Origin of the sequence: Streptomyces sp. NPDC088350 (assembly GCF_044753545.1) — a bacterium.
Classification (GTDB): Bacteria; Actinomycetota; Actinomycetes; order Streptomycetales; family Streptomycetaceae; genus Streptomyces.
Genome location: NZ_JBIVNL010000013.1, coordinates 84850 through 106871 on the forward strand (window position 1 = coordinate 84850; position 22022 = coordinate 106871).

A 22022-nucleotide genomic window follows, 5' to 3' on the forward strand; every position below is an offset into this window, starting at 1 on the left:
GGCTGCGATGTCCGGCAGCCGAAGTGGTGTGCCCGAAAGCACCCTGGCTGAACGGGTCAGGCGTTTCCAGACCCGGTACCAGCCGGTGGTTACCCGGCTTCTGCTCCTCTCCGTCTTCGTCATCGGGCTGATCGCGCAGTTCGTGAAGCCGGTGGGCGACGCCCTCCAGGGCAAGGTGTTCCTCGGCAGCGCGCTTCTCAGCGTGGTGGCCTACGTGTTGTACGACAAGGTCAACGACCTCGACGCATCGCTGCGAGTGCCGACCCGCGCCCAGGTGAAGTCACGGGAGCTGGGCACCTTCGTGACCGAGGCTTTCCGTGCCCGGGCGGTGGAGATCAGCTTCCTCGGCTACACCGGCGAGACGCTCTACAACGAGCTCTATCACCGTCTGGAGAGCCTCCAGGACGATCCCGGTCCGACGCGGCACGTGGTGGTGCGATTCCTCGTCCCGGACTTCCGCGCCCCCATGACCGTGCCCTCCCGTGTGGGTCCGGAGGGCACGCCGGTCGATGACGAGGAGTTCCGCAGCCGGCTGGAGACCAAGTGCAGGGAGTTCGACCAAAGGCTGTCGGGCATCGCACGGGGGCTGACATCGATGGGCCGGGTGTCGGTGGCGTGCGAGTACCGCTTCTACCCCGGCATACCGCGCGACAAGATCTGCATCTTCAACCGGGAGCTGGTCCTGCACGGTCTCTACGACGTGTCCGCCCGCACCATGGGAATCAGTCCGGATCCGGACTACTACGACCCCCAGGGGTACCGCACCGACCTCAACATCTGGTCGCGGGAGGACACCGACGACGTCAGGGCCGCTGTCGCGACCTGGAACAAACACTTCGACGCCCTGTGGCAGCTGGCGGCAAAGCCACCCTGGCACCGCAGCGCGCCGACGGCCTGAACGCCCTCAGCTCTTGAGCACCACCTTCCCGACCACCCCCCGCCCCTCAATCGCCGCATGCGCGTCGGCGGCCCGCTCCAGCCCGAACACCTCCCCGATCACCACCCGCAGCCGCCCCGCCCCCGCCTCCCGAAGGGCGTACGCGGGCAACCGGAGCAACTCCGCCGCAGGAAACTGCACATCGCCGATCCCGAACAGCTTGATGCCCCGGCGCGAAGCCTCCTCCGGGTCGAGAGTGGCGAACGTGCCGGACGGAGCACCGTGTGCCGAGAACCGCCCACCGTCCGCCGCCAAGGGCAGCGCGGCAGCGCCGAGTTGCCCGCCCACCCCGTCCAGGACGACATCGGCCGCGCCGCCCAGCGCCGCACGCGCCCGCTCCGGCCAGCCGGCGGCCGACACGTCCACCGCCGCGTCGGCCCCCAACTCCTCCACCAGCGCCAGCTTTTCCGCACCCCGGGCCAGCCCGACGACCAACGCGCCCCGTGAGTGCGCCAGTTGGACCAGGATCGTGCCCATGCCGCCCGACGCGCCCAGGATGAGGACGCGGTCGCCGGGGGAGACGGCGGTCAGTTCGACCAGGCCGGACGCGGTGAGGCCGTCGTGGACCAGGGCGGCTGCCGGGAGGAGATCCAGGCCGTCCGGTACGACCGTCAGGGCCGAGACCGCCGCCACCGCGCGCGACGCGTAGCCGCCCCGGACATACGACGTCACCCTGCGCCCCAGCCACTCCTCCGGGACGCCCGGCCCGAGCGAGGCGACCACCCCGGAGACACCGCCGCCCGGGACGTACGGCGGTGTCGTCGGGAAGAACTCCTGGCCCCAGCCGGTCCTGACCTGGGTCTCCACGAAGATCGTGTCGATGTACGCGACGTCGATCAGTACCTCGCCCGGGCCCGGCGCCGGATCCGGCAGGGTCACCGGGACCAGGACCTCCGGGCCGCCGAACTCCTGCACCTGCGCTGCACGCATGGCCGACCTCCACCGCATCGGGACAACAACATCGGGATGTGCGTGCAGTCTTCGACCTCAAGCAGAGTTGAGGTCAAGGAGCGGCGTCGGAGGGAGCGTCGAAGAGAGGGATCAACTCCTCTTCCTCGTACGTCAGATGGGCCTCCAGGGCCGTCGTCAGGCGGTCGACCTCGGTGCGGACGGCCGCCGGATTCGTGTCCTTCGCGGTGAGTGCCCCGCGCAGTTCCTCCATCAGCGCCGCGATCCGTTCGTGCTCCTCGCGCAGGCGGGCCAGGGCCGGGGCGGACCCGGGGTGCCGCTCGGCGATGAGCGGGAACAGCGCCGTGTCCTCGCCGGTGTGGTGGTTGTGCAGGCCCTGGCAGAACGTCAGGCAGTTGGCGCGGAGTTGGGCGCCGAGGGTCGTAGTGCCGGTGCGCAACTCGCCCCGGATCAGGGACAGTTCGCGGCGGAACGCGTCGTGCACCACCTTGACGGCCTCGCCGAAGGAGGCCGCGTCGATGTTCCCGGGGCCGCCCTGGGCCAGGCTGTGGAGGGCCACGACCGGGATGACCCTGTCGGTCTTCTCCTGGTACGCCGCCCAGCCGGCGTCCGCCTCCACCGCTCGGGCGAAGACCTCGTCGCGTTCCTCGCCGGTGAGGACCACGGCGCGCGCCTCGTACGTGAACACGCCGCTCTCGACGGTGACTTGGGGGTGGGCGACGAGGTTGCGGAACCAGTCCGGGTGCCGGGCCGAGCCGCCCGCCGAGGCGATGACGAGGACTCTGTCGCCGCCGTCGGGGAGGTAGCCGACGGGGGTGGTGTGCGGAGTGCCGGTGCGGGCGCCGGTGGTGGTGAGGAGGAGGAGGCGCGCGCCCTCGAAGTAGCCGCTCACGCGGCCCCGGTTGGCGCGGAACTCGTCGATGATCCGCTGGTTGAAGTCGTTGGGCATGGGGTGGTGGTGGCTCCCTGTTCTCTGTCGCTACTGATCCGTGGACGGCGCCGGCGATCGTGTTGACGATCGCGCTGGTGTGGCGACTTGACTTGGACGCAGTGACAGACGGCGGACCCCTGGCCCGCCGCGGCCTCACTCGGAGGCCGGGTACCCGACTCGCTCACGGCTCAAGGCCGACCCGGCAGTCATGGGAGGGACGGTAGCGTCCGTCGTATGACTGACGCCACCGATTTCCAGGCAGTCCCTACCACCACCCTCGCCGATCTGCTCGGCCGCGAGCAGGTCATGGACCTCGGCATCCGGGCGCTGTGGGGTCCGATGCCGCGTCTCGCCGGCCCGGCCTTCACCGTCCGGTGCCCGCCCGGCGACAACCTCATGCTGCACGCGGCGATCTACCGCGCCGGGCCCGGTTCCGTTGTCGTCGTGGAGTCCGGGGACGTGGAGTACGCGCTGGCCGGCGGGAACGTCTGCGCCGTCGCGCGGCGGCGCGGGATCGCCGGGTTCGTGCTCGACGGGGTGATCCGGGACGTGGGGGAGGTGCGGGAGGCGGGGTTCCCCGTGTTCGCGCGGGGTGTCGTGCCGATCCCGGGCGTCAAGAAGGCCGTAGCGCCGTTGAACGAGCGGGTGCGGTGCGGGGGCGTGGCCGTCGACGCCGGGGATGTCGTGGTGGCCGACGAGGACGGGGTCGTGGTGGTGCCGGGCGGGCGGCGGGCGGAGGTGCTGGCGGCGGCGCGGGCGCGGTTGGCCCAGGAGGCCGCCGAGAGTCTCGATGAGTGGGAGGCGGCGCATCGGGCCCGGGTGGACGGGATTCTGGGTGCGGGCGGGTTCGAGGGGTGACGCGTGGCCGCTCGTCGCCTGGGCCGCCGGGCGGCCCTTCGTGCGGGTGGACGACGAGATCGGGGACGCCGATCGCCACTGGGTGGCCGCCCATCGTCCCGAGCGGGCGCTGTTGCTGCGCGTCGACCATCGGCACGGCATCACGAGCGCGGATCTCGACGCGGTGGGGGCGTGGTGGGACGTCAACCGGCAGGGGCACCAGGGAGCCGCGGAACGGGCGGCGATTCCCGGGCGGTAGCGTGTTGATCATGGCGGACTGGGAGATGCGGCCCGCGTCGGCGGCGGACGTCGAGGCTGTGGCCGAGTTGCGTGCGGTGGTGCTGCGGGCTGATCTGGAGCGGCTCGGGCGGTACGACGCGGGTCGGGTGCGGCAGCGGTTGCGGGACGGGTTCGAGCCGGCGTGCACGTGGGTGATCGAGGTGGGCGGTGAGTTCGCCGGGTGCGTGGCGCTACGGCCCGACGAGGACGGCCGCTGCCACTGGCTGGAGCATTTCTATCTGGCCGCGCGTCTTCAGGGCGGCGGGATCGGTTCGGGTGTGCTGCGGGAGCTGCTGGAGCGGTGTGACCGGGACGGCGTCGCGGTCGTACGGCTGAATGTGTTGCGGGGCAGTCCGGCACGGCGGTTGTACGAGCGGTACGGGTTCGTCGTCGAGACCGAGGATCCGGTGGACGTGTTCATGGTGCGTGCGGCGCCCGTCCGAGCCTCGCCCTGACATCTGTTGGGGCTGTGTCGTCGTACAGCCATGGCAGCCATGGCAGGTGTGAGCACACGGTTCGGTACGGCGGTCTCGGCCTCGTCCGGCTCGTCCGTGCGGCCGGGTGACAACCGGTGAAGGAGAGGGTCGGTATGCGGGTGGCGGTGGCGGGCGGTACCGGGATGGTCGGCCGGTATGTGGTCGAGGAACTGGTCGCGGCCGGGCGGGAACCGGTCGTGCTGAGCCGGTCGAGGGGGGTGGACCTCCTCGCGGGCGGTGCCGGGCTCGACGCCGCGCTGGACGGTGTGGACGTGGTCGTCGACGTGAGCAACGTGACGACCACGAGCGAGCGGAAGGCGGTCGCGTTCTTCGACGTCGCCGGCCGCAACCTGCTGGACGCGGGCGCGCGGGCCGGCGTACGGCATCACGTGGCGCTGTCGATCGTCGGCATCGACCGGGTAGGCCTCGGCTACTACCGGGGCAAACTCCGGCAGGAGGACGTGGTGAAGAACGGCCCGCTGCCGTGGACGGTGCTGCGCGCGACGCAGTTCCACGAGTTCGCGCAGCAGGTCGTCGCCCGGGTGCCGAGACCCCTCGCGGTGGTGCCGCGGATGCGGACCCAGCCGATCGCGGCGCGTGAGGTCGCCCAGCGGCTCGTGCGACTCACGACGGGTCCGGCCCAGGGGACGGCCCCCGATCTCGCCGGACCGCGCGTCGAGCAACTCGTCGACATGGTACGGCGGTTGCTGCGGGCCCGGCACGAGCGGCGGCTGGTGCTGCCGGTGCGGATGCCGGGGGCGGTCGGGGCGGCGATGGCGGGGGACGGGCATCTGCCGGTCGCCGGCGCGGCCGGGCCGCGGGGCAGCCAGACGTTCGACGAATGGCTCGCGCGGAATGTGCAGAACGGGGTGAGGGGCGGGAGTGGAGGCGGGAGCGGGGACGGGAGCGGGGACGGGGGAGGGCAGGGAGGATGATCGCCGGCGTGCCCACACCACCGTTCCCACCGCCACCGCCACCGCCACCGCCACCGCCACCGCCACCGCCACCGCCGCCCACACCACCGCCCGGACCGGGTCAGGATCCCACCCTCGGTTCCCTCATGGCCGAGCGCCGCCGACTGCTCAACCTCGGTTACCGGATGCTCGGTTCGGTGCAGGACGCCGAGGATGTCGTACAGGAGACGTACGCCCGTTGGTATGCGCTGTCCGAGGAGGCGCAGCGGGCGATCGAGACGCCGATGGCGTGGCTGACCCGGGTCGCCTCGCGGATCTGCCTCGACCAGCTGGGCTCGGCGCGGGCCCGGCGGGAGCGGTACACCGGGGAATGGCTGCCGGAGCCGGTGCGGCACGGTGCCGGGTGGGCCAGTACGGGGAGCGCGGGCGCGGACGATCCCGCCGATCGGATCACCCTCGACGAGTCGGTCAGCATGGGGATGCTGGTGCTGCTCGACGCGATGACTCCCGCGGAGCGTGTCGCGTTCGTCCTGCACGACGTGTTCGGCATGCCGTTCTCGGAGATCGCCGAGACCGTGGGCCGTACGCCGGCCGCCTGCCGCCAACTCGCCTCCTCCGCACGCCGGCGACTGGCCGACCGGGCACCCGGCAGCGCTACGGCGGAGGAGCACGGGCGCGTCGTCTCCGCGTTCCGCGAGGCCTGCGAGACCGGTGACCTCGACGCGCTCGTCGCCCTGCTCGACCCCGATGTCGAATCGCGCAGCGACGGCGGCGGCAAGGTACGGGCGGCCCTGCGACCGGTCGTCGGCCGCGACAAGGTGGCCCGCCTCTTCCTCGGCCTCATGCGGCGGGAACCCGGGGTGGAACTCGTCGAGGACGACGTCAACGGCCGTCCCGGGGTGGCGGCGCGGATGGGCGGGACGACGTTCGCCGTGCTGGCGACGGAGGTGCGGGGTGGGTTGATCACGGAGCTGTGGCTGGTGGTCAATCCGGACAAGTTGGGGGCGTGGAACGGGGAGGGCGGGGGTGGGGTTTCCTGACCGTCCCCCGTACTCGCATGCTGGAAGCGGGAGTTGGCCGGTGACTTGGGACAGGTGAGCTGGGACAGGGGGCGTTCGTGAGGATCGGGTCCGGGAAGCGGCCTGGGTGTGTTGCTGTCGTCGGTGTGGGTGTCCTCGGGGCGAGCGTGGGCTGGAATCTGGCCCGGCGCGGTGCCGAGGTGGTCCTCATCGACGCCGGTCGGCCGGGTGAAGGCGTCACCAACTGGTCCTTCTCGTGGGCCAATGCCAGCAACAAGACCGTGCGCAGGTCCTACTTCGACCTGAACGTCGCGGGCATGGCGGCGCACCGCGAACTCGCCGGGATCATCGGGCCGGACCCCTGGTGGCATCCCAGCGGCCACCTGCGCTGGACGGACGATCCCGCGGCGGAGGCGAAGCTCCTGGAGACAGCCGAACAACTGGCCTCCTGGGACTACCGGGTCGAGGTGTACACGGGGGCCGAGGTGCGCCGCCGCCTCGAACCCGCTCTTACGATGCCCGACGAGGCGCCCGTCGTGTTCTACCCCCACGAAGCCTGGGTGCACGGACGTCATCTCGTCGGCCGCCTGGTCGGCCTGGCCGTCGCGTCCGGCGCCCAACTCCGGTCCGGCACCGCGGTGTTCGGCATCGACACCGGTGCCGACGGCAGCGTTCGTTCGGTCGCCCTGTCCGACGGGAGCCGCCTCGACGTCGACATCGTCGTGAACGCGGCCGGCCCCAGCGCCTCCCACATCGCCGGGCTCGTCGCACGTGACCTGCCGATGCGCCGCGAACCCGGCGTCGTCACCCGCATCGACTGTGCTCAACTCCCCGTTCACCGGGCCATGCACGCGCCGCACATCGAGATGCGGCCTGACGGAGACGCGGCGATGGTTCTTCACAGCCGGGAGATCGACGCGCTCATCGACGCGGACGCCCCCATCGACGCGGGCGCGTTCATCGGCGCGGGCCCGTCCATCGGCGCAGACGCCCTCATCGGTACAGGCGAGGAGTTGGCGCGACTCGCGCGGCTGCTCCACGAGTCGGCGGGGCGCGTCGTCCCCGAGTTGGGCGACTCCCGCATCGCAGAGACCCGGGTGGCCAATCGGCCGATCCCGGCCGACGGTTTCCCCTCGGTGGGGGCGGTGCCGTCCGTGCCGGGCTACTACGAGGCGGTCTCCCACAGCGGCATCACGCTCGGGCCGGTGATCGGCCGGCTGCTCGCTTCGGAGATCCTCGGCGGGGAGAGGGATGAGATGCTTGCGGACTTTCGGCCGGAGCGGTTCCAGTCAACTAGCGGTTTCTGACCGGGATTTCATGTTCCGAGGCCGTCTGTGTGGAGGTGGCGGCGGCCAGCAGCGCGGCGAACACGACCGGGGCCGCCGTCTGGTACCCGATCCACACCTCACCCCCGGCGGTGCCGCCCCGCCACGCCATCAGGACGCCGGCGAGAGCCGTCAGTACCCAGCCGCTGTCGTAGGCGACCATGAGCCGCGTGTAGGTGCGCAGCGGTCGGCTGCGCACATATCCGATCTCGATCCCTCCCCCGATCAGCAGGGTCACGCCGGAGACGACCATCAACCAGGCGGGTACGCCGAGCAGTTGGCCGAGCGGGGCGGAGCCGACGGCGTAGACAGCGGCGAGCAGCACCTTGAAGGCGCCGTCGGCGATGATCCCCACCGTCCGGGGTGTCACTGGCGGTGCCGCGATCCGGGCCATGCGCGGTCCTCCCTGAAGCTCGTCCGACGCCGCTCGACTGGTTCCGTCGACTGGTTCCGTAATCAGATTACGGTAATAATCGAACTATGAGAATGACGAGGGCGGAGACCAGGGAACGCAACCGCCGTGCCCTGCTGGATGCCGCGTTCCGGGTCGTCTCCCGGGACGGGTACCGGGCCAGGCTCGACGAGATCGCCGAACGCGCGGGCCTGACCACCGGTGCCGTCTACTCGCTGTTCGGGAGCAAGAACGGCCTGGTGGTCGCCCTGGTCGCCGACTATCTGCGGCCGTACTACGAGGAGATCGAGCGGGAGGTTCCGGCCGGACTGGATCTGCTGGGGGCGGTCGACGCCTTCGCCCGGCACTACCGGCGCAGTTGTGACGCCCCCGACGCGCTGCCGCGCCTGTCGCTCCAGATCACCTTGCTGGACATGGCCCTGCACGACCCGGACCTGGGGTCCCAACTCGCCCTGTCCGTACGGGCGCAGGAGGACCACCTGATCGCGCTGTTCACCGGCAGGTCGCACAACGGGAGCACCGTGACCGCGCAGCAGGCGCGGCGTCTGACCACCGCGCTCAGGGCACTGTTCGTCGGCCTCAGCCAGGGTGTCGTCCTCGGCCTAGCCCCCGATGCCGACGAGCAGTACTTCGCCGACACCGCCCGCGCTCTGGTGTCCGACGCCTCCCTTGTCGAACGGGCCGGGTGACGCGGTGGTTCGTGGTCGACCGTCGGTGGCGTTGCCAACGTGCGGGCGGGCCTCAGCTCTTGACCGCTTCCGCGATCCGCAGGGCGGTCTGGCCAGGGGTGAGGTGCGTGGTGTCGATGACTTCCGCCTCGCTGTGCAGCCATGTGCGGGCCGCTTCGGCGTAGGGCTCGAGGTAGTGGAGACGGAAGGGGGAAGGGCCGAGAACGGTGTCCCCCTCGATGCGTCCGCGGAGGGTGTCCTGGTCGGCGTGCAGGACGAAGTGCCGTACGGGAATGGCGTGTTGGGACAGGCCCGTGCTGATCTCGCGCCAGTACCGCTCGACCAGGACGGTCATGGGCATCACCAGGGTGCCGCCGGTGTACTCGAGCACGCGGCGGGCGGTCTCGACGACGAGCGGGCGCCACGGCGGCCAGTCCTGGAAGTTGCCGGTCGACGGCAGCGGTGGCGTGATGTCCATGAGCGTCACGCCGACCTTCTCGGCGTCGAACACCCGTGAATCCGGGATGAGTTGCTGCACGAGTGCGCTGGTCGTCGTCTTGCCCGCGCCGTGCGTGCCGTTGAGCCATACGATCATGGCACCCGACGCTAGCGGTGCGTGGGCCGCGGGGCAGGGCGAACGGAGGACGGGGTGGAGGGAGTACGGGGTGGACGGAGGGCGGGGTGGGCGTCGTGGACCTCAGCTGATCATGTGTCGTAGCGCGTGTCAGCGGTCATGACGGGGAGCGTGGAGGGGCGGTCCGACGCAAGGGGCGTGTCGCTCAACTCCGTTGAAGGTGCGCCGTGTTCCATCGAACGTGTGCCGTGTGCCATCCCACGTGTTCCGTGTTCCGGCGAACGTGTTCCGTGTCGGCGGCCGTCCCCGTACAACTGCTCCGTGCAACTGCGGGCGACCGTATCGGCGAAGGCCCGGGCGAGCGGGGTGAGGGCGTCCCAGCGGCGGACGGCCCAGCCGACCGGGAGCGGGGGCAGGCCGGGGAGGGGGACGAAACGGAGGGGGCCGTCAGGGGGTGCCTGCCGGCCGGGCAGGACGGGTACGACGGCGTGGCCGAGACCGAGTTCCGCCAGCAGGAGGGCGGTGTCCCAGTCGGCGACGCTCGTGTCGGAACTGCTCCGGACGCCGAGTTCGGCGAACGCGGCGTCGAGGCGGGCGCCCGAGGTGGAGTTCGGGGGGAGTCGGATGAGGCTGATCCCGGTGAGTTCGGCGGTGCCGACACGGGGCCGGGCCGCGAGCGGATCGTCGGCGCGTACGGCCAGTACCCAGGGCAGCGCGACGACGGGCCGTTGCTCGATACCGCGCACCGGGCCGGCGATCGTGACCCAGGCGAGGTCGAGGTTGCCGGCGGTGAGGGCGTCGAAGCAGCCGCGGCTGGAGGTCTCCGTCCGAAACTCCAGGCTGACCTTCGGGTGGCGCCGGCGGAAGTCGACGATGGCCTCGGACATGAAGTGCCGCACGGTCGTGCCGCCCGTGGTGACGCGCACGGAGCCGCTGTCGCCGTTGACCAGGTCCCCGAGCCGCCGTAGAGCCAGATCCAGGCCGGCGATGCTGTCCGCGGCGGCGTCGCGCAGGGCGCGCCCCGCGTCGGTGGGCACGACCCCTCGCGGCTGACGTTCCAGAAGGCTCACACCGGCCTCCCGCTCCAACCGCTTCACATGCTGGCTCACCGCCGACTGCGTGCGGCCCAGCTCACGGGCGACGGCACTGAGGCTCCCCGCCCTGCACACGGCCACGAAGACGCGCAGGTCCTCCAAAGTCATGACTCCCAAGCTACAGCTTGGAGCTAGCGAGAAATCCATAGGATTGACTGGGGTCACGGGGCTCGGGAAGACTCGGTGCAGGGCCCAGGCGGCAACCCGTCCGCGCCTTCGCGGGGTCCGGACCACAGGCGAAGGCGCGGACGGGTGCCGACCTCAAACGACGGAAGGACCCAGCCTCGCGCCAGCTCCCCGTCCCGCTCGTGCTTCAGCCCCAGCCTCCGCTCCCGCCGTCGGCCGCGCGGTCGCTCTCCTGCGCGAACTCGGTGCCGCGGAGACCGCCCACCCGGGGGCACACTCCTCGGCACTGACGGCTTCGCCGTCGCCTTGATGCGACGGGACCCGGACAGCCGCACCGAACTCACCGAGGTGATCGGCGCCGAGGCCGAGGCATCGTGTACCTCTACGCCGTGTGCGACCGGGAGGCCACTTATCCGAGGCTCGCGGATGCCGACGCGCCCTTCCACGACCACTGGAGCGTGGTGACCCCCACAGCACAGGGACTCTCCGCCGGTCCTCCTGGAAACGGGGGAGTTGGAGCGGATGCGGAAGGACGTCCATGACTCCTACTGCCATGCGGTCTACGACTTGGTGGACTGGCTTACGGGTCGTTGACCGACGGTTTCGGGCCGTGGACCACGGAGACCGGAGACCGGAGACAGCCTCCGCCGTCCGCACACCGTCACAGCGAGTGGCGTGCCGCACTTTTGCAAGCAGGTGCTTGCAAAAGTTAGCGCCGGTGGTGCAAGGTGGAGGCATGGCAACGCTCAACGTCGGCAATCTCGGTGAATATCTGCGTGACCAGCGGCGCAACGCGCAGCTGTCGCTGCGGCAGCTCGCCGACGCCGCCGGGGTGTCGAATCCGTATCTCAGCCAGATCGAGCGCGGGCTGCGCAAGCCGAGCGCGGAGGTGTTGCAGCAGGTAGCCAAGGCGCTGCGGATCTCCGCCGAGACGCTGTACGTGCGGGCCGGCATCCTCGACGCCGAGCGGGACCGGGACGAGGTCGAGACGCGTGCCGTCATCCTCGCCGATCCCACGCTCACCGAGCGGCAGAAGCAGGTGCTGCTTCAGATCTACGAGTCCTTCCGCAAGGAGAACGGGTTCGAGACCGCCGACGGGCGCGAGGAGAGCGACAGCCACAGCGACACCCTCACGACGACCGACGACGGCGGCGACGCCGAACCGCGGGAGCACCCGGCCGGTCAGGGCGACCGTACCGAGCAGCACAAGACGGCCGGATGACCGCGGATGACCACGACCTGCATGACCACGTCCGGATGACCGCGGGCGTGCACACCAAAACCCTCAGCTGATAGCAACCGGGAGGACCATCACCATGGCCATCACCGATGACCTGCGCAAGACCCTGAGCGACCCCACCCCCCTCTACTTCGCCGCCGGCACCGCCGACCTCGCGCTCCAACAGGCCAAGAAGGTTCCCGGCCTGGTCGAGCAGCTGCGTGCCGAGGCTCCGGCCCGGATCGACGCGGTGCGCGGTACCGACCCGAAGGCCGTGCAGGAGAAGGCCGCCGCCCGTGCCAAGGAGGCCGGTGCCAAGGCCAAGGAGGCGCAGGAGACCTTCCAGACCAAGGTCAACGAGTTCATCACCAGCCTCGACGGCGACCTCAAGAAGCTCAGCAGCACCCTCGACGCCGACCTGAAGAAGTTCGGCGAGTCCGCCCAGGACTTCGCGCTGCGCGGTGTCGGTGTCGCCGCCGAGTACGCCGTCAAGGCCCGTGAGACGTACGAGAAGGTCGCCGAGCACGGCGAGCAGGCCGTGCGGACCTGGCGCGGCGAGGCCGCCGACGAGATCGAGGAGCTGGCCGTCGCCGTCGAGCCCGACCCGGCGCCCGCGTCCGAGCCCGTCGTCGTGAAGGCCGACGAGCCCGCCCCCGCCCCCGCCGCCGCGTCGGCCCCGGCGAAGAAGCCCGTCGCCAAGAAGGCTCCGGCCCGCAAGGCCACCGCCAAGAAGACCACGCCGCCCGCCAAGTAGGACGCGGGTAGGGACAAGTAGGACGCGGGTACGGATACGGGCCGGGCACCTTCGGGATGCCCGGCCCGTTCTGCGGGTACGGTGGCGGCGTAGGCGTCGGAGAGAGCGGGCGGTGGGCAGACATGCTGATGTTGGGCTTCGCGGGGTTCCTGGGTCTCTTGAAGATCCTCCTCATGGCCCTGGCCGCGTTCGGGCTGTTCGACGCCGCGTTCCGGCGTGAGGACGCCTTCCGCGCCGCGAACAAGCAGAACAAGGTCTTCTGGCTGATCATCCTGGGCATCACCCTCGTGGTCAGCTACCTGTTCTCGGTGCTGGCGATGCTGCCCGTCGCGGGCGCGGTCGCGAGCATCGTCTACATCGTGGACGTCCGGCCCGCGCTGAAGCAGGTCTCGGGCGGCGGGGGCCGCCGAAGCGGCGGCTCCAGCAGCGACGGCCCCTACGGCCCGTACAACGGCGGGCGCTGAAGCCGTACGGCCCAGAAGCCGGCGCCACGGCGCTACGGCGCCCGGTCCAGCAGCCCGCGCTACGGCACCCCGGTCCAGCAGCCCGCGCTACGGCACCCCGGTCCAGCAGCCCGCGCTACGGCGCCCGGTCCAGCAGCAGTACCGCCACGTCGTCCGTCAGCTCGCCGCCGTTGAGGTCGCGGACCTCGTTGACCGCCGCGCGGAGCAGTTCCTCGCCCCGCAGGCCCTCCGCGAGCTGGCGGCGGATCATGGCCACCATGCCGTCCTGGCCGAGCCGTTCGCGGCGTCCCGCGCCGGTCCGGCCCTCGATCAGGCCGTCGGTGTAGAGCATCAGGCTCCACTCGGCGCCCAGTTCCACCTGCATCCGTGGCCAGCGGGCGCCGGGGAGCAGGCCGAGGGCGGGGCCGTTGTTGTCGTAGGGGAGGAGTTCGGCCGGGCGGCCGGGGCAGGCGAGCAGCGGGGACGGGTGGCCGGCCAGGCACAGGCCCGCGCGGCGGCCGTCGGGGGCGATGTCGACCGTGCAGAGCGTCGCGAAGATCTCGTCGTCGGCGCGCTCGTGCTCCAGGACCTGTTGCAGCGTGCCGAGCAGCTCGTCGCCGCACAGGCCCGCCAGGGTCAGCGCGCGCCAGGCGATGCGCAGCTCCACGCCGAGCGCGGCCTCGTCGGGGCCGTGGCCGCAGACGTCGCCGATCATGGCGTGCACGGTGCCGTCGGGGGTGCGCACGGTGTCGTAGAAGTCGCCGCCGAGCAGCGCGCGGGAGCGGCCGGGGCGGTAGCGGGCGGCGAAGCGCAGCGGGGAGCCTTCGAGGAGGGGCGTGGGCAGCAGGCCGCGTTCCAGGCGGGCGTTCTCCTGGGCGCGCAGCTTGGACTCGGTGAGCTTGCGCTCCGCCCTGTCGGAACGTTTCCTCTCCACGGCGTAGCGGATCGCGCGGCTGAGCAGCCGGCCGTCCAGCTCGTCGCGGAAGAGATAGTCCTGGGCGCCGACCCGGACCGCCTCGGCGCCGCGCTCGGTGTCGCCGGACGCGGTGAGGGCGAGGACGGCGTGCTGGGGCGCGATCCTCAGGACGTGCTTCAGTACGGCCAGCTCGTCGTCGGCGCCGTCCGCGGAACGGCCGGGGGCGGGCAGCGCGAGGTCGAGCAGGATGCAGTGGACGTCGTCCGTGAGCAGCCGCTCGGCCTCGGTGAGGTTGCGGGCGGTGCGGACCCGGATCGGCTTGCCGGTCGGGTCGAGCAGCTCGGGCACGATCGGCGAGCCGCCGGGGTCGTCCTCGATCATCAGCAGGGTGAGGTGACCGGCCGCCGGTGTGCCGTGGGCAGCGCGGGGCGCGGCCTCGGCTGTGAGCGGCGTGGCCTCGGCCGGCTCGGCGTCGGCCTTGTTGCCCTTCTCGGTGACCGTGTCGCCGGTGACCGTGTCCTGCGTGCGCGGGGCCTGTGTGACTCCGGAGGGGCTGTCGACTGCGGCCTGCGCCTGATCACTCTCCACGGCTGGGATCGCTCTCTGCCGCGGTATGGATGCGGGCATCGTCCTGATTCCTTCCCTCCCCCCGAGGGCGGCGGGGCGAGGGACCTCAACCCACCGACGGGGACCATAGCGGTAGTGGGCGCAGTAAAGGAATGGTGTGAGGCAGGTCGCTTGGCAGGCGGCCACTGTCATATGCCGTGATCCGTACCGCAGTTGGGCAGGGTGCCCGCCACCCGGGGATGACGAAGGTCACGCCCGGAGGGCGTTTCGCGCGGACGGGGCGTGTGCCAGGTCACGCGGCCGGGGTCGCCGACTCGATGCGGGCATATCACGCATCCGGGCGTACAACGCCCAGTATCGGCATCGAACCCGCCCCCGCGATCGTCACCGTCCGCCCCGGTCGCGGGGCGTGGATGATCGCGCCGTCGCCGATGTACATCGCGACATGGCTGGCGTCGTCGAAGTAGATGATCAGGTCGCCGGGGCGCATGTCCTTCACGTCGACGTGCTTCAGCTGCTTCCACTGCTCCTGCGAGGTACGCGGGATCGGGTCCCCGGCGCTCGCCCAGGCCTGTGAGGTCAGCCCCGAGCAGTCGTACGACGACGGGCCCTCGGCGCCCCACTCGTACGGTTTGCCGAGCTGGGCCGTCGCGTAGGCCACCGCCGCCTTGCCCTCGGCCGAGGCCTTGGTGCCGATGTCTTTGAGGACACCAGAGTCGAGCCAGGCGGTCTGCGCCTTCAGTGCGGCCTGCTGCTCCAGCTTGGCCAGGCGCTCCTTCTCCTGCTTCTCCAGCTGGGACTCCAGCTTCTCGGCCGCCGCGATCTGGGTCGTGACCTTCGTCTTGGCGGCGGCCTTGGCCTGGCGGTTCTTCTCCAACTGCTGCCACTGCGCGGAGGCGTCGGCGGTGTACTGCCGCAAGTCCTGCTGGGTGCGGGTCAGTTCCGCGATCAGGCCCTTGGTGGCGCGCTCGCCCTGGAGCACCCGCCCGGCACCGTCGAGGAACTCCTGCGGGTTGTCGCTCAGCATCAACTGCGCCTCGTCCGGGAGCCCGCCCGTGCGGTACTGGGCGCGGGCCGCGGCGCCCGCGCGGTCCTTCAACTCGTCCAGCTTCTCCTGGCCGTCGACGATCTTCTTGGCCAACTCGACGATCTCGGCGGACTGCTTCTTGGCCTGTTCCTCGGCCGCGTTGTAGGCGTCCGTGGCGACGGCGGCGTCGTGGTAGAGCGCGTCGAGTTTCTCGCGTACGGCCTCAAGGTCCTTGTTGGTCACGGGAGTCGGGGACGCGGTCGCGGTCGCGGAGGGGCTCGCGGTCGGCGTGGGCGTCGGGCTCGCGAACGCGGTGCCGGGCGCCGCGAGGACGGTGACCGCGCAGACGACCGTGATGGCCGTCGTGATCAGGGCTCGCCTGCCCGCTCCCATACCCCTGCCCCCACATCCACATCTGATTGACCGTCAGTAACTTACGGACGCCTGGGGGATCGTGCCATGCCCGGACACAAAACGACAGAGGTAGTACTTCCCGTACTTCTTCCCTTTCCTTCCAGGTCATGACCGGTCGTGACCTGGCACGACCTGCCGTGGCGAACTCCCCGCCCGTTGTGACGAACGACCGGCGGAGATCGTTCCCGGCAGGTCGCGGGCGCGCCGGGGTTCACCCGAGCGGGGCCAACGCCCCCCACGCCACGGTCACTTCGCCCTGCCGCCAGCGCACCGGGCCGTCCGTCACCGGCCAGTCGGCCGCGAGGTCCCGCACCGCCCGCATCCAGCGCTGACGGGCGCCGTAGGAGGCGTAGGGCGCGGCGGCGGCCCACGCGCGGTCGAAGTCGCGGAGGAAGGAGTGCACGGGTTCGCCGGGCACATTGCGGTGGATGAGGGCCTTCGGGAGGCGCTCGGCGAGGTCGGACGGCCGCTCCAGGGAACCGAGCCGGGTCGCGAAGGTGACCGTGCGCGGCCCCTCCGGCCCGAGCGCGACCCACACGTGCCGCCGCCCGATCTCGTCGCAGGTCCCCTCGACGAGCAGCCCGCCGCGCGAATGCTCCGACGCCGGCGCGAGCCGCCCGCACAACCGCGCCCAGACCTCGGCGACCTGCGCCTCGTCGTACTGCCGTAGCACGTTCGCCGCGCGGATCAGCGACGGCCGCCGCGCGACGGGTACCTCGAACCCGCCGTGCCGGAAGACCAGCCCCTCGCGCTCGTACGGTTTCGCCGCCGCGACCCGGGCCGGTTCGATCTCGACACCGACCACGCGCGCGTGCGGGGCGACGGTACGCAGGCGCTGGAGCAGTTCCACGGCCGTCCAGGGCGCGGCGCCGTACCCGAGGTCGACGGCGACGGGATCGACGGCCCGGCGCAGCTCCGCGCCGTGCGTCGCCGCGATCCAGCGGTCCATGCGGCGCAGGCGGTTGGGGTTGGTCGTCCCGCGCGTCACCGTTCCCACGGGGCGGGGGGTCGTCGCGCGGGCTGTCATACGTACGAGGGTAGGCGGCACGGGACGGGCGCCGCCGCACCGGGCAGCGGCCGAAACCGTCGCTTCCCGTCCCGTTGTCAGTGCCGACTGGCAGGATCGGAGAGCGAGTCGGGGATCGGGTCGGGGATCAGGTCCGGGATCTGGTCGGAGATCGGGTCCGAGAGGGCGAAGGCGGAGGCGGGATCGATGAAGGTGCTGGTCAACGAAGAGGTCCATGTCGACTACGGCCAGATGTTCGTGGAGAGCGGCGGGGACGAATGCGACGTCTACGACGCCTTCGCCGGGCAGGACGGCGTCGGACTCTGCGGGGGCGGGAACGGCGGGATGCTGCTTCTGCTGACCGGTCTGCACATCGGGGGCGTCGACTTCACCGCCGAGCTGCACGACGGCCGGCCCGAGGTGGACGAGGCGTGGGAGGAGATCGTCGAGGCACCGTTCCGGCCGCTGTCGGAGGAGACGAAGCTGCGGCAGTGGAACGGGAAGAGTTCGTGGGAGCTGGGACTGGAGGAGCGCGACTACCGCGTGCGGTACTCCGGCAGCGGTATGGACGCCGGCCGGAGCAAGAACGTGCGGGAGGACGACGAGCCCAAGACCGGCGAGCGGTATCTGCTCCAGATATGGCCTGCCGAGCCCGCGCCGGCCCGGCTGCTCAAGCAGACCAGTGGCGCCGCCGCGTACTGGCACGCCTTCGCCGCGGCGCCCGTGGGCTGACCGCCGGACAGGTGGCCCGGGGGCGTCAACGCGCCCATCCCTCGAACGGTTGATCGACACCCAGTAATGGATGGGTAAAAATCGCCGCCCCCGGAATGGGAGCCCCGCCCGCTGACGTTGCACCCCCTTGGAGGGATCCGCACGCCCTCCCTGAGGCATGCCCGCAGCGAGGAGGAGCCGCCACGTGAGCCAGTACGTCAGCAGGCTCGGACGGCGTTCCCCGGCCGCGTCCGCCCGGCTGCGGCTGCACCGCAAACCCCGCCGTGTCGCCATGCTCTCCGTGCACACCTCACCGCTGCACCAGCCCGGCACGGGCGACGCCGGCGGCATGAACGTGTACATCGTGGAGCTCGCGCAGCGCCTCGCCGCGATCAACATCGAGGTGGAGATCTTCACGCGCGCGACCACGGCCGCCCTGCCCCCGACGGTGGAACTGGCGCCCGGTGTCCTCGTCCGGCACGTCGACGCGGGACCGTACGAAGGCCTCGCCAAGGAGGAACTCCCCGCCCAGCTCTGCGCGTTCACGCACGGCGTGATGCAGGCGTGGGCCGGCCACCGCCCCGGCTACTACGACCTCGTCCACTCGCACTACTGGCTCTCCGGCCACGTCGGCTGGCTCGCCGCCCAGCGCTGGGGCGTCCCCCTCGTGCACGCCATGCACACCATGGCCAAGGTCAAGAACGCCAGCCTGGCCGACGGCGACACCCCCGAACCCGCCGCCCGCGTCATCGGCGAGACCCAGATCGTCGTCGCCGCCGACCGCCTCATCGCCAACACGGCGGAGGAGGCCGACGAACTCGTACGGCACTACGCGGCCGACCCCGCCAAGGTCGCCGTGGTCCACCCCGGTGTGAACCTCGAACGCTTCCGCCCGGCGGACGGCCGAGCGGCGGCCCGCGCCCGCCTCGGCCTGCCGCAGGACGCCCTGATCCCGCTCTTCGCGGGCCGCATCCAGCCCCTCAAGGCGCCGGACGTGCTGCTGCGCGCGGTCGCCGTGCTCCTCGACGAGCGGCCCGAGCTGCGCTCGAACATCGTCGTGCCCGTCGTCGGCGGCCCCAGCGGCAGCGGCCTCGCCAAGCCGGAGGGCCTGCAGAAACTGGCCGCGCGGCTGGGCATCGCGGATGTCGTACGGTTTAGGCCACCGGTCGGGCAGGAGCAGCTCGCGGACTGGTTCCGGGCCGCGTCCGTGCTGGTCATGCCCTCGTACAGCGAGTCCTTCGGGCTGGTCGCCATAGAGGCGCAGGCGGCCGGTACGCCGGTGCTCGCGGCCTCGGTCGGCGGCCTCCCGGTCGCCGTGCGCGACGGGGAGACCGGCTTCCTGGTGCAGGGGCACGATCCCGCCGACTACGCGCGCGTGCTGCGCGATCTCGCCGACCACCCGCACCTCGCGCCCCGCATGGGCGAGGCCGCCGCCCGGCACGCCCAGTCGTTCGGCTGGGACACGGCCGCCGCCGCCACGGCGGACGTCTACACGGCCGCCGCGCAGGCCCACCGCCGTCACGTACGCTCGCACCATGGGTGAGGTGGAGCAGGGAGCGGCGCAGGTCATCGAGGGTTTCCTCAAGGGCGCCGAACTCGACTGGGAGAGCCCGGAGTCGGGCACGTTCGTGGTGAAACTCCCCGGCACCCGGAAGCTGTCGACGACCCTCTCCCTCATCGTCGGCCGCCACTCCCTCTCGCTCAACGCCTTCGTCATCCGCCACCCCGACGAGAACGAGACGGCCGTCCACCGCTGGCTCCTGGAGCGCAACCTCAAGCTGTACGGCGTGAGTTACGCCGTCGATCAGCTCGGTGACGTGTACGTCACCGGCCGGCTGCCGCTGTCCGCCGTCACCGAGGCCGAGATCGACCGCCTCCTCGGCCAGGTCCTGGAGGCCGCCGACGGCAGCTTCAACACGCTCCTGGAGTTGGGCTTCGCCTCCGCGATCCGCAAGGAGTACGCGTGGCGGGTGTCGCGCGGGGAGTCGACGCGGAATCTGGACGCGTTCACGAACCTGACCCAGCGGCCGACCGACTGACCTCTGTCCTGCCTCTTTCCTGTCTCCGTCCTACCTCTTCCGCACCTTCGCGGCCTCGTGGCATGCTCACGGCTGACGCAGATCTGAACGTCGTTCACATCCATGAAGAGCCGCATGGAAGGGCGTACGGACATGAGCAGCCCCCGCTTCACCAGACGAGCCCTGCTCGGCAGCACGCTGTCCCTGGCGATTCCCCTCCCGGAACAGGGTCCGCGCAGGCCTGGCGGCGAAGTCCCCTCCCTCTGGCGGGAGTTCACCGAAACCCCCTTCACCCACCAGCAGATCCCGTACATCGGGCGGGCGGGCGCGCACCGCCACCCCTGCCACTCCCGGGTGCTCGACGTCCGTCACTACGGCGCCGTGGCGGACGGTACGACCGACTGCGCCCCCGCGATCAACCGTGCCATCGCTGCTGCCGGTCGGGCCGGCGGTGGCACGGTTCTCATCCCGCCCGGCACCTTCCGCATCGACGACGTGATCCGCGTCGGCCACTCCGGGGTCGTCCTGCGGGGCGCCGGAAGCGACCGTACGAAGCTCTACGCGACCAGGAACCTCACCGAACTGATCGGCGTCTATGGCTCCCGCTACGGCGGCGACAAGTCGTCCTGGTCCTGGGCGGGCGGCCTCATTTGGCTTGCTCCGACGGCCCGTTGGGACTCACTGGTCGCCGCGATCAGGGCGAAGACCTGGCCCTTCGAGGGCTGGACCGGCAACAGGCGTGACGAATGGCGGCAGTTGACGACCGTCGAACCGGCCCGCCTGGGCTCCTGGACGGTGACGGTCGCGGACGCCTCCCGACTGCGGCCCGGCACCCTGGTCCTCCTCCGCCTCGCCGACGACACCGGCCACACCCTCCTCCAGCACATGGCGGGCGGCGGCCCCGGCCCCGAGGCGTACTACTGGGACGACAAGACGAAGCTGCTGTCGTACGTCCCCTACGAATGGCCCGTCCGCATCGCCCACGTCCACGGCCGCAGGGTGACTCTCGAACGCCCCCTGCCCCTCGACCTCCGCCCCGAGTGGGACCCCCAATTCACCACCCACGTGGAGGAGTTGACGGGCTCCGGTGTGGAGGGCCTCACCCTGGAGGCCGTCGAGACCCCGCAACAGCCGCACCTCCTCGACAAGGGCTACAACGGCGTCGTCCTCCAATGCGCCTACGACTGCTGGCTCGACGACGTGACGGTCCGTCATGTCGACAACGGATTCGGCCTGGTGGCGGCCTCCGCGTGCACCCTGCGCGGTACGACGGTGTCGGGCCGCGGCTCCCACCACCCCTACTTCTGCCGCGAGGGCTCGCACGACAACCTCGTCGAGGACTTCACGATCGAGGAGCGCACGGTCCCGGCGCCGGCGAACACCCAGCTCCACGGCATCAACGTCGAGGGCCTGTCGTCGTACAACGTCTGGTCGCGCGGGGACATGCGCATGGGCACCTTCGACAGCCATCGTGGGCTGCCCTTCGCCAATGTCCGCACCGACATCACGGTGGACAACAACGGCCGCCACGGCGGCGACGCGAGCGCCGGACCGCTGTTCGGCGCCCGCTTCACCCACTGGAACGTCCGCGTCACCAACGGCCGCGCGGGCCTGATGAAGCTCGACCAACTGGCGCCCTACAGCGCCACGGTGGGCGTCAACACGGTCACCGAGTTCGACCAGACCGACGTCCCCGACTTCACCGGCGCCCTGCACTCCCGGCTGGAGCTCTACGGCACGACGGATGTCGTACGGCCGCGGAACCTGTACGAGGCGCAGCGGGAGCTGTGACTCAGGAGCGCCACAGGGTGTCGTAGCCGATGAAGTCGAACATGCGCTGTCCGGGCGGGAGCCGGCGGGGCTCGCCGGTGAAGCGGTGGGCGCCGACGGACGCGGTGAGCGAGGGGTCGGAGACCCACAGCCGCTCGAAGCCGCGCTGCTCCAGCCAGGCACAGATCTGCGGGACGAGGTCCGGGTCCTTGCGGTTGCGCGTCCACACCAACGTGCCGCCCGTTCGGCAGAGTTGGGTGCAGTGGTCGAGGACGCGCTCGACGTCGGCGTCGGTGATGTTGCCGAGGACACCGCACGCGAGGACGAGGTCGGCGGGGGCGAGGTCGGCGTACTGATCCGTCGACGAGGCGTCCCCGGCGACGACTTCGACACCGGGGAGACCGGCGGCGCGGGCCGCCTGTGTCGCGTGGGCGACGTTCCGCTCGTCCAACTCGACCAGCCGGGCGCGCACTTCGGCCCCGCGCGGATGGCCGGCCAGTACGCCGATCAGGTCACGGCCCTGTCCGGCGCAGATGCTGATCGCGGTGAGCGGGCCGGGCGGGGCGGTGTCGAGGGCGTACCGGACGCGTTCCTGGACCATGGCCAGGCGCCGGCTCAGGTAGGTGTCGGGGGAGTCGTAGGCGTCGTGCCACTCGTGCCAGTCCATGCGCGGAAT

At 71.3% G+C, this 22022-nt stretch carries 23 protein-coding genes and 2 pseudogenes; 15 read left to right on the top strand and 10 right to left on the bottom strand.

Going from position 1 to position 22022, the window contains the following annotated elements; genetic code table 11:
• Positions 1–7 precede the first annotated feature (7 nt).
• Complete coding sequence (locus ACIQBL_RS37990; RefSeq protein ID WP_401950663.1) at positions 8–898, top strand: hypothetical protein; 891 nt, start codon at positions 8–10, stop codon at positions 896–898.
• A gap of 6 nt (positions 899–904) precedes the next feature.
• On the opposite strand, the gene ACIQBL_RS37995 is transcribed toward ACIQBL_RS37990, so the two are convergent.
• Together ACIQBL_RS37995 and ACIQBL_RS38000 are read right to left on the bottom strand one after the other, a co-directional pair.
• Positions 905–1867 carry a zinc-binding dehydrogenase gene (locus ACIQBL_RS37995; protein WP_401950666.1) on the bottom strand — a complete coding sequence of 321 codons (963 nt, stop codon included), beginning with the start codon at positions 1865–1867 and terminating at the stop codon, positions 905–907.
• 73 nt (positions 1868–1940) lie between these two features.
• The gene (locus tag ACIQBL_RS38000) at positions 1941–2795 is read right to left on the bottom strand and encodes a nitroreductase/quinone reductase family protein (protein WP_401950669.1); all 855 of its coding nucleotides are present in this window, start codon (positions 2793–2795) and stop codon (positions 1941–1943) included.
• A 216-nt stretch (positions 2796–3011) separates the two neighbouring features.
• On the opposite strand from ACIQBL_RS38000, the gene ACIQBL_RS38005 reads away from it, so the two are divergent.
• The 6 genes and pseudogenes from ACIQBL_RS38005 to ACIQBL_RS38030 all read left to right on the top strand — a co-directional run bounded on the left by ACIQBL_RS38005 (position 3012) and on the right by ACIQBL_RS38030 (position 7609).
• Positions 3012–3635, top strand: coding sequence for an RraA family protein (locus tag ACIQBL_RS38005; protein ID WP_401950671.1), 624 nt, complete (start codon positions 3012–3014; stop codon positions 3633–3635).
• A gap of 7 nt (positions 3636–3642) precedes the next feature.
• Positions 3643–3873, top strand: a pseudogene (locus tag ACIQBL_RS38010) (hypothetical protein); the annotation flags it as partial.
• A gap of 10 nt (positions 3874–3883) precedes the next feature.
• Positions 3884–4348 (top strand): GNAT family N-acetyltransferase, encoded by a 465-nt coding sequence (locus tag ACIQBL_RS38015; protein WP_401950674.1) that lies wholly within the window; start codon positions 3884–3886, stop codon positions 4346–4348.
• Between the two features lie 116 nt (positions 4349–4464).
• Positions 4465–5304: an SDR family oxidoreductase gene (locus tag ACIQBL_RS38020; RefSeq protein ID WP_401950677.1), complete on the top strand. Its 840-nt coding sequence runs from the start codon at positions 4465–4467 to the stop codon at positions 5302–5304.
• A gap of 125 nt (positions 5305–5429) precedes the next feature.
• Entirely contained in the window at positions 5430–6323 is an 894-nt protein-coding gene (gene sigJ / locus ACIQBL_RS38025; protein WP_401950679.1) for an RNA polymerase sigma factor SigJ, read from the top strand.
• A 77-nt stretch (positions 6324–6400) separates the two neighbouring features.
• Positions 6401–7609 carry an NAD(P)/FAD-dependent oxidoreductase gene (locus ACIQBL_RS38030; protein WP_401950681.1) on the top strand — a complete coding sequence of 403 codons (1209 nt, stop codon included), beginning with the start codon at positions 6401–6403 and terminating at the stop codon, positions 7607–7609.
• Here the strand turns inward: ACIQBL_RS38030 and ACIQBL_RS38035 are convergent.
• A complete protein-coding gene (locus ACIQBL_RS38035) occupies positions 7596–8021 on the bottom strand; it encodes a hypothetical protein (RefSeq protein ID WP_401950684.1) in 426 nt (141 codons plus the stop codon). The two genes, ACIQBL_RS38030 and ACIQBL_RS38035, sit on opposite strands and share 14 nt — an antisense overlap.
• Positions 8022–8113: 92 nt before the next feature.
• Here ACIQBL_RS38035 and ACIQBL_RS38040 point away from each other — a divergent pair, with 92 nt between their 5' ends.
• Positions 8114–8728, top strand: coding sequence for a TetR/AcrR family transcriptional regulator (locus ACIQBL_RS38040; RefSeq protein ID WP_401951124.1), 615 nt, complete (start codon positions 8114–8116; stop codon positions 8726–8728).
• Positions 8729–8780: 52 nt separating this feature from the next.
• Here ACIQBL_RS38040 and ACIQBL_RS38045 read toward each other — a convergent pair whose 3' ends face one another.
• Both ACIQBL_RS38045 and ACIQBL_RS38050 read right to left on the bottom strand, forming a co-directional pair.
• Positions 8781–9302 carry an ATP-binding protein gene (locus ACIQBL_RS38045; protein WP_401950687.1) on the bottom strand — a complete coding sequence of 174 codons (522 nt, stop codon included), beginning with the start codon at positions 9300–9302 and terminating at the stop codon, positions 8781–8783.
• A gap of 302 nt (positions 9303–9604) precedes the next feature.
• Positions 9605–10483: pseudogene (locus ACIQBL_RS38050) on the bottom strand (LysR family transcriptional regulator); the annotation flags it as partial.
• A 754-nt stretch (positions 10484–11237) separates the two neighbouring features.
• Between ACIQBL_RS38050 and ACIQBL_RS38055 the strand changes: the two are divergent.
• From ACIQBL_RS38055 to ACIQBL_RS38065, 3 genes are all read left to right on the top strand, one after another.
• Positions 11238–11723 carry a helix-turn-helix domain-containing protein gene (locus ACIQBL_RS38055; RefSeq protein ID WP_401950690.1) on the top strand — a complete coding sequence of 162 codons (486 nt, stop codon included), beginning with the start codon at positions 11238–11240 and terminating at the stop codon, positions 11721–11723.
• 94 nt (positions 11724–11817) lie between these two features.
• Positions 11818–12474, top strand: a complete 657-nt coding sequence (locus ACIQBL_RS38060; RefSeq protein ID WP_401950693.1) for a hypothetical protein — start codon at positions 11818–11820, stop codon at positions 12472–12474.
• A gap of 122 nt (positions 12475–12596) precedes the next feature.
• Positions 12597–12938 (top strand): DUF2516 family protein, encoded by a 342-nt coding sequence (locus tag ACIQBL_RS38065; protein WP_401950696.1) that lies wholly within the window; start codon positions 12597–12599, stop codon positions 12936–12938.
• Between the two features lie 115 nt (positions 12939–13053).
• Here ACIQBL_RS38065 and ACIQBL_RS38070 read toward each other — a convergent pair whose 3' ends face one another.
• The 4 genes from ACIQBL_RS38070 to ACIQBL_RS38085 form a co-directional block, all read right to left on the bottom strand.
• On the bottom strand, positions 13054–14421 hold the full coding sequence (locus tag ACIQBL_RS38070; protein WP_401950698.1) for a PP2C family protein-serine/threonine phosphatase: 1368 nt from the start codon (positions 14419–14421) through the stop codon (positions 13054–13056).
• A 307-nt stretch (positions 14422–14728) separates the two neighbouring features.
• Entirely contained in the window at positions 14729–15820 is a 1092-nt protein-coding gene (locus ACIQBL_RS38075) for an NlpC/P60 family protein (protein WP_401950700.1), read from the bottom strand.
• A gap of 232 nt (positions 15821–16052) precedes the next feature.
• Complete coding sequence (locus ACIQBL_RS38080) at positions 16053–16868, bottom strand: class I SAM-dependent methyltransferase (RefSeq protein ID WP_401950702.1); 816 nt, start codon at positions 16866–16868, stop codon at positions 16053–16055.
• A gap of 77 nt (positions 16869–16945) precedes the next feature.
• Complete coding sequence (locus tag ACIQBL_RS38085) at positions 16946–17071, bottom strand: hypothetical protein (protein WP_401950705.1); 126 nt, start codon at positions 17069–17071, stop codon at positions 16946–16948.
• Here ACIQBL_RS38085 and ACIQBL_RS38090 point away from each other — a divergent pair.
• The 4 genes from ACIQBL_RS38090 (at position 17055) to ACIQBL_RS38105 (ending at position 21367) form a co-directional block, all read left to right on the top strand.
• A complete protein-coding gene (locus ACIQBL_RS38090) occupies positions 17055–17579 on the top strand; it encodes a hypothetical protein (protein WP_401950708.1) in 525 nt (174 codons plus the stop codon). The two genes, ACIQBL_RS38085 and ACIQBL_RS38090, sit on opposite strands and share 17 nt — an antisense overlap.
• Before the next feature lie 184 nt (positions 17580–17763).
• Positions 17764–19101: a D-inositol-3-phosphate glycosyltransferase gene (gene mshA, locus ACIQBL_RS38095; RefSeq protein ID WP_401950711.1), complete on the top strand. Its 1338-nt coding sequence runs from the start codon at positions 17764–17766 to the stop codon at positions 19099–19101.
• Entirely contained in the window at positions 19094–19597 is a 504-nt protein-coding gene (locus tag ACIQBL_RS38100; RefSeq protein ID WP_401950714.1) for a YbjN domain-containing protein, read from the top strand. The genes mshA and ACIQBL_RS38100 overlap by 8 nt, the downstream gene beginning before the upstream one ends.
• Positions 19598–19711: 114 nt before the next feature.
• The gene (locus ACIQBL_RS38105; RefSeq protein WP_401950717.1) at positions 19712–21367 is read left to right on the top strand and encodes a glycosyl hydrolase family 28-related protein; all 1656 of its coding nucleotides are present in this window, start codon (positions 19712–19714) and stop codon (positions 21365–21367) included.
• 1 nt (position 21368) lies between these two features.
• Here the strand turns inward: ACIQBL_RS38105 and ACIQBL_RS38110 are convergent, their stop codons facing one another.
• Complete coding sequence (locus tag ACIQBL_RS38110) at positions 21369–22013, bottom strand: methyltransferase domain-containing protein (protein WP_401950720.1); 645 nt, start codon at positions 22011–22013, stop codon at positions 21369–21371.
• Positions 22014–22022: the final 9 nt, after the last annotated feature.

Coding starts and splice junctions, on each gene's coding strand:
- ACIQBL_RS37990 (WP_401950663.1), top strand. CDS start 8: ATGTCCGGCAGCCGAAGTGGTGTGCCCGAAAGCACCCTGGCTGAACGG.
- ACIQBL_RS37995 (WP_401950666.1), bottom strand. CDS start 1,867: ATGCGTGCAGCGCAGGTGCAGGAGTTCGGCGGCCCGGAGGTCCTGGTC.
- ACIQBL_RS38000 (WP_401950669.1), bottom strand. CDS start 2,795: ATGCCCAACGACTTCAACCAGCGGATCATCGACGAGTTCCGCGCCAAC.
- ACIQBL_RS38005 (WP_401950671.1), top strand. CDS start 3,012: ATGACTGACGCCACCGATTTCCAGGCAGTCCCTACCACCACCCTCGCC.
- ACIQBL_RS38015 (WP_401950674.1), top strand. CDS start 3,884: ATGGCGGACTGGGAGATGCGGCCCGCGTCGGCGGCGGACGTCGAGGCT.
- sigJ (WP_401950679.1), top strand. CDS start 5,430: ATGGCCGAGCGCCGCCGACTGCTCAACCTCGGTTACCGGATGCTCGGT.
- ACIQBL_RS38035 (WP_401950684.1), bottom strand. CDS start 8,021: ATGGCCCGGATCGCGGCACCGCCAGTGACACCCCGGACGGTGGGGATC.
- ACIQBL_RS38040 (WP_401951124.1), top strand. CDS start 8,114: ATGACGAGGGCGGAGACCAGGGAACGCAACCGCCGTGCCCTGCTGGAT.
- ACIQBL_RS38045 (WP_401950687.1), bottom strand. CDS start 9,302: ATGATCGTATGGCTCAACGGCACGCACGGCGCGGGCAAGACGACGACC.
- ACIQBL_RS38055 (WP_401950690.1), top strand. CDS start 11,238: ATGGCAACGCTCAACGTCGGCAATCTCGGTGAATATCTGCGTGACCAG.
- ACIQBL_RS38060 (WP_401950693.1), top strand. CDS start 11,818: ATGGCCATCACCGATGACCTGCGCAAGACCCTGAGCGACCCCACCCCC.
- ACIQBL_RS38065 (WP_401950696.1), top strand. CDS start 12,597: ATGCTGATGTTGGGCTTCGCGGGGTTCCTGGGTCTCTTGAAGATCCTC.
- ACIQBL_RS38075 (WP_401950700.1), bottom strand. CDS start 15,820: ATGGGAGCGGGCAGGCGAGCCCTGATCACGACGGCCATCACGGTCGTC.
- ACIQBL_RS38080 (WP_401950702.1), bottom strand. CDS start 16,868: ATGACAGCCCGCGCGACGACCCCCCGCCCCGTGGGAACGGTGACGCGC.
- ACIQBL_RS38090 (WP_401950708.1), top strand. CDS start 17,055: ATGAAGGTGCTGGTCAACGAAGAGGTCCATGTCGACTACGGCCAGATG.
- ACIQBL_RS38100 (WP_401950714.1), top strand. CDS start 19,094: ATGGGTGAGGTGGAGCAGGGAGCGGCGCAGGTCATCGAGGGTTTCCTC.
- ACIQBL_RS38105 (WP_401950717.1), top strand. CDS start 19,712: ATGGAAGGGCGTACGGACATGAGCAGCCCCCGCTTCACCAGACGAGCC.
- ACIQBL_RS38110 (WP_401950720.1), bottom strand. CDS start 22,013: ATGGACTGGCACGAGTGGCACGACGCCTACGACTCCCCCGACACCTAC.